At 43.4% G+C, this 17,371-nt stretch carries 14 protein-coding genes and 1 pseudogene; 3 read left to right on the top strand and 12 right to left on the bottom strand.

The features are described from left to right. Window positions 1-26: 26 nt before the first annotated feature. The 7 genes from AOC33_RS03035 to AOC33_RS03005 all read right to left on the bottom strand — a co-directional run bounded on the left by AOC33_RS03035 (window position 27) and on the right by AOC33_RS03005 (window position 8,714). Entirely contained in the window at window positions 27-2,408 is a 2,382-nt protein-coding gene (locus AOC33_RS03035; RefSeq protein ID WP_089515104.1) for an efflux RND transporter permease subunit, read from the bottom strand. 9 nt (window positions 2,409-2,417) lie between these two features. Next, window positions 2,418-3,362, bottom strand: a complete 945-nt coding sequence (locus AOC33_RS03030) for a WD40/YVTN/BNR-like repeat-containing protein (RefSeq protein WP_089515103.1) — start codon at window positions 3,360-3,362, stop codon at window positions 2,418-2,420. Between the two features lie 209 nt (window positions 3,363-3,571). After that, a complete protein-coding gene (gene dmpG / locus AOC33_RS03025; RefSeq protein WP_089515102.1) occupies window positions 3,572-4,627 on the bottom strand; it encodes a 4-hydroxy-2-oxovalerate aldolase in 1,056 nt (351 codons plus the stop codon). Window positions 4,628-4,629: 2 nt separating this feature from the next. Further along, window positions 4,630-5,559 carry an acetaldehyde dehydrogenase (acetylating) gene (locus tag AOC33_RS03020; RefSeq protein ID WP_089515101.1) on the bottom strand — a complete coding sequence of 310 codons (930 nt, stop codon included), beginning with the start codon at window positions 5,557-5,559 and terminating at the stop codon, window positions 4,630-4,632. 64 nt (window positions 5,560-5,623) lie between these two features. Next, entirely contained in the window at window positions 5,624-6,427 is an 804-nt protein-coding gene (dmpH, locus tag AOC33_RS03015; RefSeq protein WP_089515100.1) for a 2-oxo-3-hexenedioate decarboxylase, read from the bottom strand. Between the two features lie 43 nt (window positions 6,428-6,470). After that, entirely contained in the window at window positions 6,471-7,931 is a 1,461-nt protein-coding gene (locus tag AOC33_RS03010; RefSeq protein WP_089515099.1) for a 2-hydroxymuconic semialdehyde dehydrogenase, read from the bottom strand. A gap of 36 nt (window positions 7,932-7,967) precedes the next feature. Then, window positions 7,968-8,714, bottom strand: coding sequence for an FCD domain-containing protein (locus AOC33_RS03005; protein ID WP_089515572.1), 747 nt, complete (start codon window positions 8,712-8,714; stop codon window positions 7,968-7,970). Window positions 8,715-8,931: 217 nt separating this feature from the next. On the opposite strand from AOC33_RS03005, the gene AOC33_RS03000 reads away from it, so the two are divergent. Genes AOC33_RS03000 through AOC33_RS02990 form a run of 3 tightly spaced genes read left to right on the top strand, consistent with a single transcriptional unit; the run spans window position 8,932 to window position 13,826 of the window. After that, window positions 8,932-12,378, top strand: a complete 3,447-nt coding sequence (locus AOC33_RS03000; protein WP_089515098.1) for a pyruvate carboxylase — start codon at window positions 8,932-8,934, stop codon at window positions 12,376-12,378. Window positions 12,379-12,392: 14 nt separating this feature from the next. Further along, window positions 12,393-13,079 carry a Crp/Fnr family transcriptional regulator gene (locus AOC33_RS02995; RefSeq protein WP_089515097.1) on the top strand — a complete coding sequence of 229 codons (687 nt, stop codon included), beginning with the start codon at window positions 12,393-12,395 and terminating at the stop codon, window positions 13,077-13,079. Between the two features lie 39 nt (window positions 13,080-13,118). Next, complete coding sequence (locus tag AOC33_RS02990) at window positions 13,119-13,826, top strand: NAD(P)H-dependent oxidoreductase (RefSeq protein WP_089515096.1); 708 nt, start codon at window positions 13,119-13,121, stop codon at window positions 13,824-13,826. Window positions 13,827-13,919: 93 nt separating this feature from the next. Here AOC33_RS02990 and AOC33_RS02985 read toward each other — a convergent pair whose 3' ends face one another. The 5 genes and pseudogenes from AOC33_RS02985 to dmpG (AOC33_RS02965) all read right to left on the bottom strand — a co-directional run bounded on the left by AOC33_RS02985 (window position 13,920) and on the right by dmpG (AOC33_RS02965) (window position 17,348). Next, complete coding sequence (locus tag AOC33_RS02985) at window positions 13,920-14,444, bottom strand: Spy/CpxP family protein refolding chaperone (protein ID WP_089515095.1); 525 nt, start codon at window positions 14,442-14,444, stop codon at window positions 13,920-13,922. Then, the gene (locus tag AOC33_RS02980; RefSeq protein ID WP_089515094.1) at window positions 14,434-15,279 is read right to left on the bottom strand and encodes an alpha/beta fold hydrolase; all 846 of its coding nucleotides are present in this window, start codon (window positions 15,277-15,279) and stop codon (window positions 14,434-14,436) included. Before AOC33_RS02980 ends, AOC33_RS02985 begins: the two co-directional genes overlap by 11 nt. Window positions 15,280-15,286: 7 nt before the next feature. Further along, window positions 15,287-15,481 (bottom strand): annotated as a pseudogene (locus AOC33_RS02975) (2-hydroxymuconate tautomerase); the annotation flags it as partial. Window positions 15,482-15,496: 15 nt separating this feature from the next. Continuing rightward, window positions 15,497-16,285 (bottom strand): 2-oxo-3-hexenedioate decarboxylase, encoded by a 789-nt coding sequence (gene dmpH / locus AOC33_RS02970; RefSeq protein WP_089515092.1) that lies wholly within the window; start codon window positions 16,283-16,285, stop codon window positions 15,497-15,499. A gap of 31 nt (window positions 16,286-16,316) precedes the next feature. Next, window positions 16,317-17,348, bottom strand: a complete 1,032-nt coding sequence (gene dmpG, locus AOC33_RS02965; RefSeq protein WP_089515091.1) for a 4-hydroxy-2-oxovalerate aldolase — start codon at window positions 17,346-17,348, stop codon at window positions 16,317-16,319. Between the last annotated feature and the right edge of the window lie 23 nt (window positions 17,349-17,371).

Genomic DNA, 17,371 nt, shown 5'->3' with positions numbered 1-17,371 from the left:
TAACGCAACGACCACCTTATTAATACTTAACTATTTTGCAAGATTCCATCTTTATCGCGATGTGCACCTGTGATGAATTTCGGCTTAAATGCCATCACCCAAGCAGGTACTAAAAGTACTGCGGCAACAGCGTTCAAGGCCAACATCACAGTCAATAGAAGTGCAGCATCAGATTGGAAGCGCAAATCTGAGAAGATCACCCACATGATCACACCTGCAATCAAAGTAGCTGCTGTAAAGCCCACTGCTAAACCAGTTGTACTCAAGGCACGTAACACTGATTCTTGAAGATCATGTGTGGCTTCGTATTCTTCACGAATGCGATCCATGATGTACACCGCATAGTCAATACCGACCCCGACGCCAACAGCAATCACAGGAATCGTGTTCACACTGATGCCAATGTTCATCAAACCCATATAACCGTAAGTCAAGATTGTTGCAAACAACATTGGCAACACCATCAACCAACCAGCATGTAGTGACTCGTAATAAATCATCACAAAAATGAAGGCCAAAATCATGACAACAGGTGTGATGATCATCGTATCGACGAAGTTCTCTTCGTCAATCGCTGCGCTCACACCAATGATGCCGCCACCCAGTAAGAGTTGAAAGTTTTCAACAGTACCGTTGATTTCTTTCACCAACTGCTTGGAGTTCGTCACGATTCTCTCAAGCGTTGTTGCTTGGTGATCTTTGTAGAAGAACGTCAAAACAGCATCTGTACCTTCAGGGTTCATGAACTCTTTCATAGCACCTGGAATTGGACTAGAAAGTTCATACGCTGACATCAAACCCGCTACCTCAAGTTGTGTATCAGGAATTTGTGCCCAACGTGGATCACCGCTGTGCGTCAACATATTCACTTGACGAATCAAACCTGGGACAGCCTTATAGCCACCCAACTCAGGATCTTTCACCATCATCTTGTCGCCAAACTGCTCCATCGCATGAACCACTTCTGGACGTGAAATACCTTTCTCATCCTTGGTTCGTGCCACCACAAACAACTCCTCAGATCCTGGGAAATGTTCGTTGATAGACTTAGCAGAAATGTTGTAATCGTGAGTACGGTTCAAAATTGGAGAGCCTGGTTCAGATTCACCAAACTTCACTTGTGCCACGAAGAATGAAGCAACCACCACAGCAAACGCCGTGCTGATCAAACCAATCTTCACACTCAGAGGATTGACTAAATACTTAGAGAAGTTATACAGAACGGTGGTTGTGCCCGAACGGTTATTTTGAGTCTTCTTAGGAGCCGGCAAAATCGTCAAGAACAATGGCACCATGAAGTGAACTGTGAAAATCACTGAGAAACCCCAGAAACCTGCGTAGTAACCCAACTTGATGTTAATCGGTGCAGCACCCAATGCAATCACGAAAATACCAATCGCATCAATCGTGATCGCCAAAGAACCTGGTCTAAACAAAGCATCTAAAGAATTACGCGCAGCTTTTTTACCATCTTTGGTGATTTCCAATTCATAGTAATAACGCTCAACCAACTGAACACCGTGTGAGGTTGCACGAGCCGCAATCAAAAATGGGATCGTCATTGACAGTGGGTCCAACGTATAACCCAAAATTGTCATGAAACCTAAGCCCCAAGCAGACGATAAACAAATACCCAACAAAGGTAGTGCTACGCCATAAAAGCGACGGAAATAAACAACCAACAAAATAAAAATCAAAGCAGCTGTGTAAAGCAAAATCTGCAAAATCTGGTTGAGGTATGTGTACACCCAGCCTGTTAAAACCGGCAAACCAGTCGCATGAATCAAAGCATGGTCTGTGGCATATTTTTCACGTAACTCTGTTAGCTCTGCAAAGGTCTTTTGATAATCAATCTCACCACCTTCGTTCATCTGACCTCTGATCAAAGCTGATTTGAGATCTGGCGAAACCATCAATCCATACACTCTTGGATTGGCCATCACATCACGTCTCATCTGATCTAATTCAGCTTGAGTTAATTTGTCACCGGCTGGATCGAAATACAAGGTAGAACGAATATTGCCCGTTTCGTCCAGAGTCACTTTACGAGTTAGTCGATGCGTCAAACTGCTCACCAAATTGTGGTTAACACCTGACAAGCTATCAACACCCTGCGTTAAATTTTCAATTAACTGCAAAGTATCATTTGTAAAAATATCGCCTTCTTTGACTTCTACACTGACAACCACAGCACTTGCGCCACCGAAATCATCTTTGATTTCGTTGTGTAATTGAATAAAAGGATGACTCTGTGGCAAAAGATCTTCAAAGTCTGTGCCCATGCGCACGTTAGGCACCAAAGCGGCAAAACCTAAGCTGATGGCAAAAATAACTCCAAGAACAATCTTAGGATTGGCAAATAGCCACTCTTCACCAACGTGAAGGATATGAGTTAGTTTCTTTTTCACTGTTTATTCCTAGTTCTTTGCTGATACAACTTTCCATGCGCCGTTACCACCAGCTACAAGGAAACGACCTTGACCAATTGCCGCCACACCTTTGAGATAAGGCGCCCCAAAATTCTCAAGCTTGACCGGTGACCACTGTGTACCGTTAAAGCTCAATACAGTTCCACCCAGACCAACGCTGAAAATACGACCTTCAACATTCACCAAACCGAACTGTGATAACCCTGTTGCATTTTTAGTGGCTTCCCATGTAGCGCCACCGTCTTTGGTGCGCATGATGATGCCAGTAAGACTTGTCACAAAACCTTCTTGTGTTGATGTAAAGAGAGCGGTGTAAGGATAGAACTCAGGGCCGATTGAAGACTTTGCCCAAGTTTTACCGCCATCAGAACTCTTTTTGAACATGCCGTATTCGCCAGTCACGACTACAGTTTGATCATTGATAAACTGAATCGTATTGAACATTGAGTCTTCGTTGTTGGAGTTCACACTCCATGAACCACCGCGATTTGTACTGTGCACAATGCTTGAATTGCTACCTACAAACCAATAGCTATTTCCTGGGCCACAAGTGAGGCCAAGAGGTCTGATTGATTCAGGTGTTGGCTTGGATGCCCATGATTGACCGTTGTCTGAAGATGTCCAAACCTTCTTGTAGAAATCCAAAGCTACAAAGCTGCCATCAGAGCAAGTCGCAACGTCAATCAAAGAAACAATGCCCTTTAATTCAACTCTTGTTGGCTTACCACCATCATGAGGCATCACAGCAATAACATTCTTGCCAACTATGACAGCTGCCTTTTGATTGGAAGCCACACCCTGAAATTGATCAACACGAGTTGCCAATCCATCAGATGTTGTTGTCACAGCGTTTGACTCTGGCTTACTGCAAGCTGTTAGCATCACGCTGACAGCTAAAAGTAGACCTGCCGTCTTAAAATATTCAAAGTTCATAAAAATTCCGACTAAGTAAAGTAATCTCGAGATTATTTTTCTCTTGAATTGCCCCACGAGCAATAAGTACTTACCCTAAAGACAACTCTTTGATTAAAAAATAAACGTTGATTTATATGGGTTTTTTAATTAGATATTAAAAATGGGTGCAAAAAAGGGATTATTTCTAATCCCTCTGATACCAAGACTTCATATTCAAAAATAAGGTTTTACACAGACTCTTCAAACTGAATGCCGCGCTCTTTGGCCATGGTCATCGCCGTATCAAGAATCATGTCTTCCTGACCACCAATCATCTTCTTACGACCCAATTCGACCAAAATATCTCTGGCTGGCACACCAAAACGTTTACTTGCTCGCTCTGCATGCAATAAGAAAGTTGAATAGACACCAGCGAAACCCAATGTCAATGATGAGCGATCCACGCGCACCATGTGATCCATCATTGGCGTGATGAGTTCTTCAGCAATATCCATCAGCTTGAATAAATCACATCCTGTTTCAATACCCATGCGCTCGCAAACAGCCGCAAATACTTCGAGCGGTGTATTGCCAGCACCTGCTCCCAAGCCTGCAATCGAGCCGTCAATGCGTGTGGCACCCTCTTCAATCGCTGCGATTGAATTGGCAATGCCCATGCCCAAGTTGTGATGACCGTGGAAACCAATTTCTGTTTCTGGCTTTAATACTTGACGCAATGCATGCACGCGTGCCTTCACTTCATTGGGCAACATAAAACCAGCAGAATCGGTGATGTAAACAGTTTGCGCACCGTAAGACTCCATCAACTTACCTTGCTGAGCCAAACCTTCAACGCTGTTCAAATGAGCCATCATCAAAAAGCCAGTTGTATCCATGCCCAATTTACGAGCATAAGCAATGTGCTGTGGCGAGGTGTCCGCTTCAGTACAGTGGGTCGCAATGTGAACGCTGCGTGCGCCACAATCATAAGCAGACTGCAACTCTCTCATGGTGCCCAAACCAGGAATTAGCAAAACTGATATTTTTGCTTTCTTCATTTTCGATGCCACTGAAGAGATGTACTCTTCATTGGTATGCAAAGCAAAACCATGCTGCAAAGAGTTACCACCCAAACCAGCACCATGAGTCACTTGAATATATGGCACGCCCGCATCATCCATGGCTGTTGCGGCCTTAACCATTTCATCAACGGATATTTGCTCACGCTTAGCATGCATACCATCACGCAAACACATGTCGTGCAAAATAACTTTTTTACCTTTGAGGTGATTGTTATCAAACATGATTAAGCCTCCACTGCATTAGTTGATTTGATTGCTTTTAAAGTCACTTTGCCAGACATAATGTTCTGCGCAAATAACTCAGCCGTTCTTGTGGCAGCGGCTGTCATGATGTCTAAGTTGCCAGCATACTTTGGCAAGTAATCACCCAAACCAGCCACTTCCATGAATACGGATACTTTTTTTCCATCAAAAACTGGGCCATTGACCAATTTATAACCAGGCACATATTTTTGAACTTCTTCAATCATGCGCAAAATAGATGCTTTGATTTCATCTTTCTTAGGTTCATCTTCTGTTAAACAATAAATCGTATTGCGCATGATCATTGGAGGATCGGCTGGATTGATGATTGCCAGAGCTTTACCTTTAACGGAGCCACCGACTTTACAAACAGCATCTGATGTTGTGTAAGTGAATTCATCTAAATTGGCACGCGTACCAGGACCAATTGATTTCGATGCCAAGCTGGCCACAATCTCGGCATAAGGAACTGCCTGCACACGTGACACGGCATGAACAATAGGAATCGTCGCCTGGCCAGCGCATGAAATCATGTTCACGTTCATTTCACCGCTGGCAGCATGTTGTTCAATATTCACTGTTGGACAACACAAAGGACCAATCGCCGCAGGCGTTAAGTCAATCATCAAGACACCCAACTCATTTAACTTGCGTGAGTTCTCAGCATGCACATAAGCAGAAGTGGCATCAAAGGCGATCTGAATACCATCACTCAAAACGTGAGGTAACAAACCATCAACACCTTCCGCGGTTGTCTTGAGACCCATATCGCGTGCACGAGCCAAACCTTCGGATTCAGGATCAATGCCCACCATCCAAACAGGTTCTAAAAACTCACTGCGTTTTAGCTTGTAAATAAGATCTGTACCAATATTTCCAGAACCTATCAATGCGCATTTAATCTTTGCCATCTTCTTTATCCTTTACCCTTTATAGATTGAAACTCTAGCTTGTATTCCTGTTGTTATATGTCACTTAAGCGACAAATGTCATTGACACCTGTCCTAATATTTGAAATTCTGCCGTGATTGCATCCCCCGCTTGAACTGGGATTGCTTCAGTGATGCCACCGCTCATGACAAAACTACCTGCTGGCAACATTTCATCTTGCTCAGCCAAGATGTTGACCAACATCGCAATCGCTTCAGCTGGGTGACCTAAAACTGCTGAAGATTCACCAGAAGCAACTACTTCACCATTCTTCTTCATCACCACACCCACCTTCGTGAGATCAAGATCTCTCGGATTTAAACGCACTTTCCCAGTGACATACCTTGCAGAAGAACCGTTATCAGCCACCACGCTGGCTAAGTCAAACTTGAACCCAGAAAATCTAGAATCAATGATTTCAACGGCTGGTAAAACATAATCAGTGGCATCCAACACATCTTGTAATGTGCAATCAGGGCCCTGAAGATCTTTTTTTGTCACAAACGCCACTTCACATTCAACACGCGGATGAACCATCTCAGAAGTTTTAATGCCAATACTCTCTGTGCGGGCCATCTTATCGGTTAAAAAACCAATCGATGGAACGTGCACACCCATTTGTTCCATCTTGGCTCGAGAAGTTAAGCCAGCTTTCCAGCCTGCCAACTGATGACCTTTCGCCAAATAACGTTGTCTTAATTCAGCCTGAACTGCATAACCATCATCAATCGTCATGCTTGGATAATCATCCGTCAATTTGTGAATCGCATACGCGCCCTCTTGGGCAGCTTCAACACGATCACATAGCAACCGAATATCGTCTGGTTTGATTGTTAGTTCTAGAGCCATTTTGATTCTTTCTAAAGTGATTACTCGATCACCGAATAGTTCATCAAAGCTTGATACAAATATTGCGTGTTTCAGTGTAGAACTCAAGTGAGTGCACGCCACCTTCACGACCAATGCCTGATTGCTTAGATCCACCAAACGCAGTTCTTAAATCTCTCAAGAACCAACTATTGACCCACGTAATGCCCACATCAATTTTGGCAGCCACTGTGTGCGCTCTGGCTAAGTTGGTAGTCCAAATGGTGGTTGATAAACCATATTGAGTGTCATTGGCCAATTTGATGACTTCTTCATCTGTATCAAATGGACGAATATGACAGCATGGTCCAAAAATTTCTTCTTGCACCACTGATGCTGTTTCTGGAAGACCGGTCCAAATGGTTGGTTGAATCCAATGACCATCTTTTAAGTCATCTGGCATATCAGGCACACCACCACCCGTGACAACCGTGGCACCTTCATCAACAGCTTTCTTGTAATACGACATCACTTTTTGTTTGTGTTCAGCAGAAATCAATGGACCGTAATCTGAACCATGATCCTCTGGACGACCATACTTAACAGCTTCAGCTTTCGCTTTTAATGCTGCAACAAATTTGTCAAAAATCGGGCGCTCAACATAAACGCGCTCTGTACCCAAGCAAACTTGTCCAGAGTTCAAAAATACCGAACGGAAAATACCGTTCACAGCGTCATCAAAGTTTGCATCGGCAAAAACCACACCCGCATTCTTACCACCTAGCTCAAATGAAATGTCGCGCATACCTTCTGCGGCAGCTTTCATGATCGCTGTACCTGTGCGTGTTTCACCTGTGAAAGTAATCGCATCGACCATGGGGTGATGCGTTAAGAACTCACCAGCTGAATCAGGACCAAAACCATTCACCACGTTGAAGACCCCTTTAGGCATACCCACTGCATTCATCACCTCGCCCAACAGAGCAGAGGTCATTGGTGTTTCTTCAGAAGGTTTCACCACCACTGTATTACCGCAGGCCAATGCAGGGCCCACCTTCCAAGTCATCAACATGAATGGCGCATTCCATGGTGAAATCACACCCACCACCCCCTTAGGATTGCGCACAGCGTAATTGACAGCGCCGCGTCCATCAGGCGTGGCCATGGTGAAAGATTCAGCTGCGACGTTTTTGACAACATCAGCAAACACTTTAAAGTTGGCAGCGCCTCGTGGAATGAACACATGACGCATGACATGATTAGGCTGACCGGTGTCTGCCATTTCAGCTGCCACAAAATCTTCAAAACGACGTGTGATTTCATTTGCAACGGCATAAAGCATTTCAACGCGTTGATCAACGGTCATCTTGCCCCATTCGCCATTAAGCGCTGTGTGAGCAGCCTTTACAGCAGCATCCACATCTGCTTGACTGGCTTCAGCGATTTGTGCAATGACTTGGTTATTGACTGGTGAGCGCTTATCAAAAAACTTATTGGCACTGCCAATGACAAACTCACCATTAATAAAATTTTTAATTTGTTGCATAAATTCCTCTTAATAATTTATTTTTTTAAGCAATATTTAAGCTTGGGCCAAGGCTTCTTTGCCACTAAAGACGCTCTCAGGAAGATTTTCAAATAATTCATAAGTAATGCTGATGTGCTCAGCCAAAATCTCTGAACACAAAGGAATATTTCTTGCCAAGGCGGCATCCTTCAGAGCCTCATGTTCTGCATGTAAATCGCGCTTCAAATTGGTTCCATAGTGCACGCCTAAGGAGCGATATCTTTCTGATTGCTGGTACAGGATGCCGATAAATTGCAATAACCACTTAGATTGACAAGCTGATACCAAAGACGCATGGAATTCAGCATTACGCTCTTCCCATGAGAAAAATTGCGCGTTACGCTGCTCAATATCTTCGAGCGCCAATTTCTTCTCTGCAAGATTTAAACGGTGATAGGCCGCCATCACATCGGCCTCCCATTTATCGTTACCATTCTTGAGAGATTGCGTTAGGGCTTGTATCTCCAAAATGACGCGCAATTGGGTGATCTCTTTGAAGTCTTTAATTGACATAGGAGAAACAAAAAAGCCTTTTTGTCCTTCGGCATAGACCAAACTATCGGCTACCAAAAGAGCCAAAGCTTCACGCAAAGTTCCACCACTGACTTGATAAACATCTTTTAAATGATCGACCTTTAGCTTACTTGAGGGCGTGTAGATACCCTTGATGATGTCATTTCTCAACGCAAGATAAGCCCCCTCAACCAGTGTTTTAGGCTGAAACTTATCCTGCTCAAAAAATGCCGTTGAAATTAATCTCATTTGTGGCCTTTCACCAATAGATGGCACTTTCCAGATCTATAGAACTGGTTATTTTTTTGATAGATTTATTTCACCAAATTTTAATTATTTATATTAAGATTGTAAATAAATATCGAGATTTATAGCTAATATTGATAAAAAATACCCTTTTTCAACTATTACGTGCCCAATCTCCAAGAAAACGAAAGAAATTCAATTATTTAGAAAAGAGCGCAAGATGAAAAAAATCCGCAGCATACTGATCGCCAATCGATCCGAAATCGCCATTCGCGTGATGAGAGCCTCTAATGAGTTGGGCATCAGAACCGTTGGTATTTATGCCAATGAGGATCGTTTTGCCCTTCATCGCTTTAAAGCTGATGAAAGTTATTTGGTTGGCGAAGGAAAAAAGCCCATATCAGCATACTTGGATATTGAAGATATTTTGCGCATTGCTAAAAAAGCAAATGTGGATGCGATTCACCCAGGTTATGGTTTTCTATCTGAAAACCCTGACTTTGCAGAAGCTTGTAGAAAAAATGACATCATCTTTATCGGCCCAGATCCAAAGGTGATGCGCACCCTTGGCAATAAAGTCGATGCGCGCAATGCCGCGGTGGCTGCTGGCGTTGCTGTCATGCCAGCAACCAAGCCATTACCGCAAGACTTGAATGAAGCAAAAAAAATGGCCCTTGCTGTAGGTTATCCACTGATGCTAAAAGCCAGTTGGGGCGGTGGTGGTCGTGGCATGCGCGTCATTGAAGATGAAAAATCTTTAGAAGCAGAATTACCTGTTGCCAGAAGAGAAGCTTTAGCTGCATTTGGTAATGATGAAGTTTATTTGGAAAAATTGGTCAGAAATGCGCGACATGTAGAAGTTCAAATTATTGGCGATCAACATGGGCAAGTTGTTCATCTATTTGAGCGTGATTGTTCAGTGCAGCGTCGAAATCAAAAAGTAGTTGAGCGCGCTCCAGCACCTTACCTTGATGATGTGCAAAGAAAAATGCTTTGTGATTCTGCGATTCGCTTGATGCAGGCAGTTCATTACACACACGCAGGCACCGTTGAATTTTTAATGGATGGTGACACTGGTGAGTTTTACTTCATTGAAGTCAATCCACGCATTCAAGTTGAACACACAGTGACAGAACAAGTGACTGGCATTGACATTGTTAAAGCACAAATTCACATCAGTGAAGGGGCCAAAATTGGTACACCAGAATCAGGCATTCCTGCCCAAGAAAATATCAAGCTGAACGGGCATGCACTGCAATGTCGCGTCACAACAGAAGATCCAGAGAATGGCTTCTCACCAGATTACGGGAAAATCTCAACTTATCGAAGTGCTGCTGGTTTTGGTATTCGCCTAGACGCTGGCACTGCCTACGCAGGTGCGGTGATCACGCCTTACTATGATTCTTTATTGGTCAAAGTAACAGCGTCTGCACCAACATCCAAAGAAGCCATTGCTCGCATGGATCGAGCACTCCGAGAATTCAGGGTTCGCGGCCTTAACACCAATCTACAATTCCTAGAGAATGTGATCAATCATCCTTTGTTCATTTCCGGTGAATGCTCAACTCGTTTCATTGACAACACTCCTGAGCTTTATAAATTTCCTAAACGCCGTGATCGCGCCACACGTCTGCTGAACTTCATCAGTGGCGTGATTGTGAATGGCAATCCAGAGGTGAGTGGAAGAAAATTACCGACTTTACCTCTACCTCATCCTCAATTACCTCAAGAAGATTTAACAGGCTCTTTAGCAGTTGGCACCAAAGATCGATTAACTGCTCTAGGCCCAAAGAAATTCAGTGAGTGGATGAGAAATGAAAATCGCATCTTATTAACTGATACCACCATGCGCGATGCACATCAATCCTTGTTCGCCACTCGCATGCGTACCAACGACATGGTCAAGGTAGCACCTTATTATGCGCATCATCTTCCTCAACTTTTCTCATTGGAATGTTGGGGTGGAGCCACATTTGATGTTTCCATGCGCTTCCTGAATGAAGATCCCTGGGATCGTTTAAAGAAAATACGAGTAGCAGCGCCTAATATTTTGTTACAAATGTTATTGCGTTCATCCAACGCCGTTGGTTATACCAACTACCCTGATAACGTCGTTCGTTATTTCATTGAACAAGCTGCCCAAAATGGCATAGACCTATTCAGAGTTTTTGACTCATTGAACTGGGTTGAAAACATGCGTGTATCGATGGATGCTGTTTTAGAAAATAATGCTCTGTGCGAAGCCACTATTTGCTACACCGGTGACATCTTTAATCTCAAGCGGGCGAAATACAATCTCAAGTATTACGTCGATATGGCAAAACAACTTGAAAAAGCTGGCGCTCATATTATTGGCATTAAAGACATGGCTGGCGTTTGCAGACCTCTTGCCATTACCGCACTGGTCAAAGCCATCAAAGAAGAGGTTGGATTACCCGTTCACTTCCATACCCACGATACCAGCGGTGCTTCAATTGCTTCGGTGTTAGCTGCCATAGAAGCTGGTGTAGATGCTGTGGATGGTGCGATGGATTCAATGAGTGGTCTAACGTCACAACCAAGCTTAGGCGGCATCATTGCATCAACCGAAGGATCAGCTCGCGACTCAGGAATCACGCTCAGCCAAATTAGACCTGTATCTGCCTACTGGGAAGGAGTGCGCAAGTACTACTCTCCGTTTGAAGCCGATATTCGCTCAGGCACATCAGATGTCTATCTTCATGAAATGCCTGGCGGTCAATATACCAACCTAAGAGAACAGGCCCGCTCATTGGGCATTCAACATCGGTGGTCTGAAGTGGCTCAGGCCTATGCTGATGTCAATCAACTATTTGGTGATATTGTTAAAGTCACACCAAGCTCAAAAGTGGTTGGTGATATGGCTCTTTACATGGTCACCAATGATCTGAGCCCAGAGCAAGTATTGGATCCAGCCAAGGAAATTAACTTTCCAGAATCCGTCATTTCTCTTTTCCGTGGAGAAATGGGCTACCCAGCAGATGGCTTCCCTAAAGAATTAGGCAAAAAGATTCTGAGGGACAAGTTAGCGATAGAGGGGCGTGCTGGAGCACATCTAGAATCAACGAATCTTGAGGCAGCCAAAAAAGAAGCTGAAGAAAAAGTTAATCGCCACATCAACGACACAGAGTTGGCTTCTTATTTGATGTATCCAAAAGTTTTTACTACTTTTGCGGAACATTACAAACACAATGGTGATGTATCTTTATTGCCAACCCCTGTTTTCTTCTACGGCTTAAATACTGGCGAAGAAATGGCGATAGAAATTGATCCAGGGAAAACCTTGGTGATTCGACTCCAAGGCACAACACCTGTGGACGAGGAAGGCATTGTCAGAGTATTCTTTGAACTTAACGGCCAACCTCGTACAGTAAAGGTGAAGAAGTTAGGAGCAACGGCAACGAAAGTTGGACGAATCAAAGCTGAAATTACCAACCCAAAACATATCGCTGCACCACTACCAGGCATGATTGCAACTGTTGCAGTGAAAGAAGGTCAAGTGATACAAAAAGGAAATCCCTTGGTATCCATTGAAGCAATGAAAATGGAAACCATGATTACAGCCAATGAGGATGGTGTGATTAAAAAAATTCATATAGCATCGGGTGTTCAAGTGGATGCCAAAGATCTTTTAATTGAATTCGCCTAAACCCAACACAGATCATGGAAGCCAATAGTTTTATGGAAAACTGTCCTTGGTTCGAATGCTTAACACCTGATGAACTGGCCCGAGTTCATCAGGAATTGACGGTCAAACACATCGCAAAAAATGAGTATGTTTGTCGAAAAGGTGAAATGCCAGAATTTTGGTATGGGGTGACTTCAGGTCTCATCAAAGCCAACAATGTTTCACCTGGTGGCAAATCAATCACCTACATGGCCATCCCATCTGGCAGCTGGTTTGGTGAAAGCCCCCTCGTCAGAAAAGAGGTGGTCCGCTCTTATGATGCTATCGCTATGCGAGACTCAGTTTTAACTTGCCTTCCCAAAGAAACATTTCATTGGCTATTGAGTAAAAATATTGCATTCAATCATTACATCATTAATCAAATTAATGAACGACTTTTTCATTTCATTTCGATGATTGAATCCGAAAGGTTTTTAGACACCAACTCGAGAGTGGCCAAAATAATTGCTGGTTTATTTAATCAACACCTTTATCCTGGCCAAAGTACCGCGCTTAAACTTTCACAAGAAGAAGTGGGCTTTTTAACTGGATTATCTAGGCAAAGAACGAATATGGCGCTGAAGAAGCTTGAAAGCTTAGACTACATTAAGATTAATTATGGCGAAATTGAAGTGACCAACCTAGAGATGCTTAAAAAAATGGGAAATGACACTTATGAATAATCCGCGCTTCCGCATCAATCAGCCTTTTTAAAAGTCATCATGAAAATATTCATTGTTCACGCCCATCCGGAACCGCAATCTTTTTGTAGCGCCATGAAAGACACGGCCGCTGAAACATTTCAACACTTAGGCCATGAAGTACAAGTCTCTGATTTACATCAGATGAAGTGGAATCCCGTGGCCAGTGGCAATGATTTTGGAGTCAGAAGTCAGCCAGATTATTTGGTCTACGCCCTTGAACAAAGAGAATCTTATAAAAGTGGGCAGCTCTCACCAGACATTCAAGCTGAAATTGAAAAATTAAAATGGTGTGATCTTTTGATCTTCAACTTTCCGATGTATTGGTTTTCCGTACCGGCCATCTTAAAGGGATGGATTGATCGTGTTTTTGTTTCCGGATTTTGTTATGGCGGTAAACGTTTTTATGATCAAGGCGGTCTAAAAGGTAAAAAAGGATTGCTTGCTTTCACACTGGGCGGAAGAGAGCACATGTTTGGTGAAGACAAGATTCATGGTGAGATGCAAACCATGCTGCGCCCATTGCTCAGAGGCTCCATGGCCTATGTGGGCTTAACAGTACTCCCGCCTTTTATCGGCTGGCACGTTCCTTATATTTCAAATGAGGATCGCCAAACTCTTTTAAAAGAATATCGCGAATATCTCACCAACCTCGATCAATTAGACCCTTTGAGCTTTCCTAGCTTAGATGACTTTGATGAAAAAATGATGCCAAAAATTCAAAGGTGATCGTGTACTGAAGATTTAAAGTCTGCACATAAAACAAACCCCTCAAAATTGAGGGGTTTGTTTTATGTAGAACTTATTGAGATTACTCAGACATTAATCAAAATTCGGTACCGTCGTGATTAAAAACTCATCGGCTGTTTTCTTTTGACTATCGCTAAAACTCTCGTAAAGCTTTTTAGCGGAGTCATGGATTTGCTCCATGCCTGCATAGCGATTCTGAGTCACGCCTAAAACCTGACCAATTTGCTGAACTGCTGTGGCACCACCCAAACGCGCCTTAGCTCTTTTGATATCAGTAAAGAGAGCAATCAGACTTTTTTCATAATCAGCCCACAAGTCTTGTTGTTCTTTGGTAATTTTCAACTTTTTCTTGGTCGCATCTAAGCGCTCCATATAGTAATCAAATGAACCAATGGGGCTGCGATCAATTTCATAACGCTTACCACCAATGCCTCGATTTTTATAATCTTGGTTCATTTCTTCTCGTGGCGTTGGTTTAGCGTCTGCTAAAACAGTTAACGAGAAACATGTCCCCATCATCAAAACCAATAATGATTGAATAGTTTTTTTAGCGTCCAATTGAATCTCCGTTAATTGATGCCAAAACTTATTTGGCATTTGCCTCTAAAAAGAAATTCAATAATAGCTGATTAAACCTGGCTGAGTGCTCAATTTGAGTCCAATGGCCACATTGTCCGAAAACATGTAACTGAGATTTTGGAATCAAATCATGTAAACGCAAACTGGCTGATAAAGGAATGATGGCATCATCGCGCCCATGAATGATCATGGTTTCATGAGTCAATGTTTTGATTTTTCCTTCATCACTGGCCAATGAATCGACCCAGCGTTGACGAGGTGCCGGGAACATCGCTGAGAATGCCTCCTGAAAACCTGGGCGAATACTGGCTTCATAACGTAACTTCGCCAAATCATCGCTGACCAAATTCTTATTAAAAGCAAATAAGCCAACCAATTCCTTCATGTGCTCCAGGGTACCTTTGTATCCCCAAACAGCATCCAAGCCATCAGTTAATTGAAACTTTGTGCCTGCCGCCCCCATCAATACAAGGCGATTAACACGATCTGGGGCCTTTAACGCCAAGGCAAGGGCCAAGCCGCCACCAAAGGAATTGCCAACCAAATGAGCTTTTTCAATCTTTAACTCATCCATCAAACTTAAAGCATGAGACACCCACATGTCCATGGTGTAACTCACATTGGCAGGTCGCTCGGTAAAGCCGAAGCCCACCATGTCCGGAGCAATCACTCTGAACTTTTCTGCTAGGACCGGCATGGTTAAACGCCAGTTGGCATAAGCAGTTACGCCAGGGCCTGAACCATGAATCAAAAAGATTGGATCCCCTTGCCCGTGATCCTGATAATTTGTTTTGATACCACCAGCAATGATAGATTTGCCGATTTCAGGGTTGTTCACAGCTGTATTTGACATGATTCCCTTATCGACCCAGATCCTTAGCAGTGACTCCAGCAATGCCCCAGTTTTCTTTTGGCATATCATGAATCCAAACGCGCACATTTTCTTTTGGCGCACCAACAGCTTCATGAAGTGCTTGAGTTACTTTTTCAATCACAGCACGCTTTTGGTCTTCTGTACGACCTTCCATCAAATAAATCTGTGCAAATGGCATTTGAGTATCCTTTTTAAATTAGATGAAACGTAAGCTTGTGCTACCCATTCCTTGAATCTTCAAGGTAACGTTATCGCCAGCGGCTACCGCTACAGCTTCAGTAACACCGCCAGACAAAATCAAAGTACCTGCAGGGATTTCTTCACCGCGTGCGCCCAAGTGATTGGCCATCATGGCAATCGCAGCCGCAGGGTGTCCTAATACAGCTGCACCAGCACCAAAGGCCACTGGCTCACCATTTTTTTCAAGCACGATACCAACAGTTCTCAAATCAACATCACCCACATACACAGGGTTGCCGCCGATCACAAAACGAGCTGCAGAAGTGTTATCTGCAATCACGCTCTTTAAGTCAAATTTAAAGTCGCGATAACGTGAGTCAATCACTTCAATGCCTGGCAACACGAAATCAGTTGCAGCCAATACTGAACCAATGTGGCAGCCTGGACCTTTGAGTGCTTTTTTCAACACAAACGCAATTTCTGGCTCAACTTTTGGATGAATTAATTCTGACACCTTGCACTCACCACCATCTGGCAATGCATAGTAGTCCGCCATAAAACCAAAACACGGTGTCTCAACACCCATTTGTTTCATCTTGGCATGTGATGTCAAGCCAGCTTTGAGTCCAGCAATCTTGTGACCTCTGGCTATTTTGCGACGCTTGATTTCATCTTGAATCGCATATGCATCATCCCAATCCATCTCTGGATGATCATCCGTGATTTTTGTCGTATCTTTTGCATTCAATTCGCAGTTTTCAAGATGCTCTGCTAATTTTTTAATGGTTGCTTGATCTAACTTCATATTGTTTCCTTTAACCTGAATAAGGTTTCTATTAAATAAGGCCGCGCGCTTTTGCAAGCGTCATTGCCGTGTCTTCGATCATGTCCTCTTGACCACCAACCATGCCTTGACGACCTAACTCAACCAAAAGTTCGCGAGCAGAGATGCCGTATTTCTTTTCAGCACGTTTTGCAAACAATAAGAATGAAGAGTAAACACCCGCATAACCTAAAGTTAAAGAATCGCGATCAATACGAATCACGTGATCCATGATAGGCACAACAAGATCTTCAGCAACGTCTTGAATCTTGAATACATCAACGCCCGTTTCAATACCCATGCGATCACACACCGCAATGAATACTTCCATTGGCGTATTACCAGCACCAGCGCCTAAACCAGCAGCTGCAGCATCAATACGATTAGCGCCACACTCGATAGCAGCAAGTGAATTGGCAATACCCATCGCCATGTTGTGGTGGCCATGGAAACCTAGTTCTGTCTTTGAATCAAGAGCCTGGCGCACAGCAGTTAGACGCTCTTTCACATCATCAGGCAACATGTAACCAGCAGAGTCAGTCACATAAATGCAGTTGGCACCATAGGATTCCATCAATTTAGCCTGTTCAACCAATTTCTCTGGAGATGCCTTATGGGCCATCATCAAGAAACCAACGGTATCCATGCCTAATTTGCGGCCCATACCAATGTGCTGCTCAGATACGTCGGCTTCTGTACAGTGAGTTGCCACACGAATGCAATGAACGCCTAAGTCATGTGCCATCTTTAAATGATCCACAGTGCCCATACCTGGCAATAACAAAGCAGATACTTTGGCATTTTTCATTTTTGGAATCACAGCAGACAAATATTCTTCATCTGTGTGTGCTGGGAAACCATAGTTAACAGATGATCCTCCCAAACCGTCACCGTGCGTCACTTCAATCAAAGGAACGCCTGCATCATCCAAACCACATGCGATGGTTTCCATTTGCTCCAGCGTCATTAAATGACGCTTAGGATGCATACCATCACGCAAGGTCATGTCATGAACGGTGATCTTTTTACCTTTTAAGTTGCTCATATTTTTAATCCTTTATTTCTAAA

Source organism: Polynucleobacter cosmopolitanus, from assembly GCF_002224225.1.
Taxonomy (GTDB): domain Bacteria; phylum Pseudomonadota; class Gammaproteobacteria; order Burkholderiales; family Burkholderiaceae; genus Polynucleobacter; species Polynucleobacter cosmopolitanus.
This window is presented reverse-complemented; position numbering and strand designations above follow the sequence as displayed.

Bases quoted from the DNA above. Each gene is read 5' to 3' on its own strand.
- AOC33_RS03005 (WP_089515572.1), bottom strand. From the start codon at position 8,714: ATGAGATTAATTTCAACGGCATTTTTTGAGCAGGATAAGTTTCAGCCT.
- dmpG (WP_089515091.1), bottom strand. From the start codon at position 17,348: ATGAGCAACTTAAAAGGTAAAAAGATCACCGTTCATGACATGACCTTG.
- AOC33_RS03030 (WP_089515103.1), bottom strand. From the start codon at position 3,362: ATGAACTTTGAATATTTTAAGACGGCAGGTCTACTTTTAGCTGTCAGC.
- AOC33_RS03010 (WP_089515099.1), bottom strand. From the start codon at position 7,931: ATGCAACAAATTAAAAATTTTATTAATGGTGAGTTTGTCATTGGCAGT.
- dmpH (WP_089515100.1), bottom strand. From the start codon at position 6,427: ATGGCTCTAGAACTAACAATCAAACCAGACGATATTCGGTTGCTATGT.
- AOC33_RS03000 (WP_089515098.1), top strand. From the start codon at position 8,932: ATGAAAAAAATCCGCAGCATACTGATCGCCAATCGATCCGAAATCGCC.
- AOC33_RS02990 (WP_089515096.1), top strand. From the start codon at position 13,119: ATGAAAATATTCATTGTTCACGCCCATCCGGAACCGCAATCTTTTTGT.
- AOC33_RS02980 (WP_089515094.1), bottom strand. From the start codon at position 15,279: ATGTCAAATACAGCTGTGAACAACCCTGAAATCGGCAAATCTATCATT.
- AOC33_RS02985 (WP_089515095.1), bottom strand. From the start codon at position 14,444: ATGCCAAATAAGTTTTGGCATCAATTAACGGAGATTCAATTGGACGCT.
- dmpG (WP_089515102.1), bottom strand. From the start codon at position 4,627: ATGTTTGATAACAATCACCTCAAAGGTAAAAAAGTTATTTTGCACGAC.
- AOC33_RS02995 (WP_089515097.1), top strand. From the start codon at position 12,393: ATGGAAGCCAATAGTTTTATGGAAAACTGTCCTTGGTTCGAATGCTTA.
- dmpH (WP_089515092.1), bottom strand. From the start codon at position 16,285: ATGAAGTTAGATCAAGCAACCATTAAAAAATTAGCAGAGCATCTTGAA.
- AOC33_RS03020 (WP_089515101.1), bottom strand. From the start codon at position 5,559: ATGGCAAAGATTAAATGCGCATTGATAGGTTCTGGAAATATTGGTACA.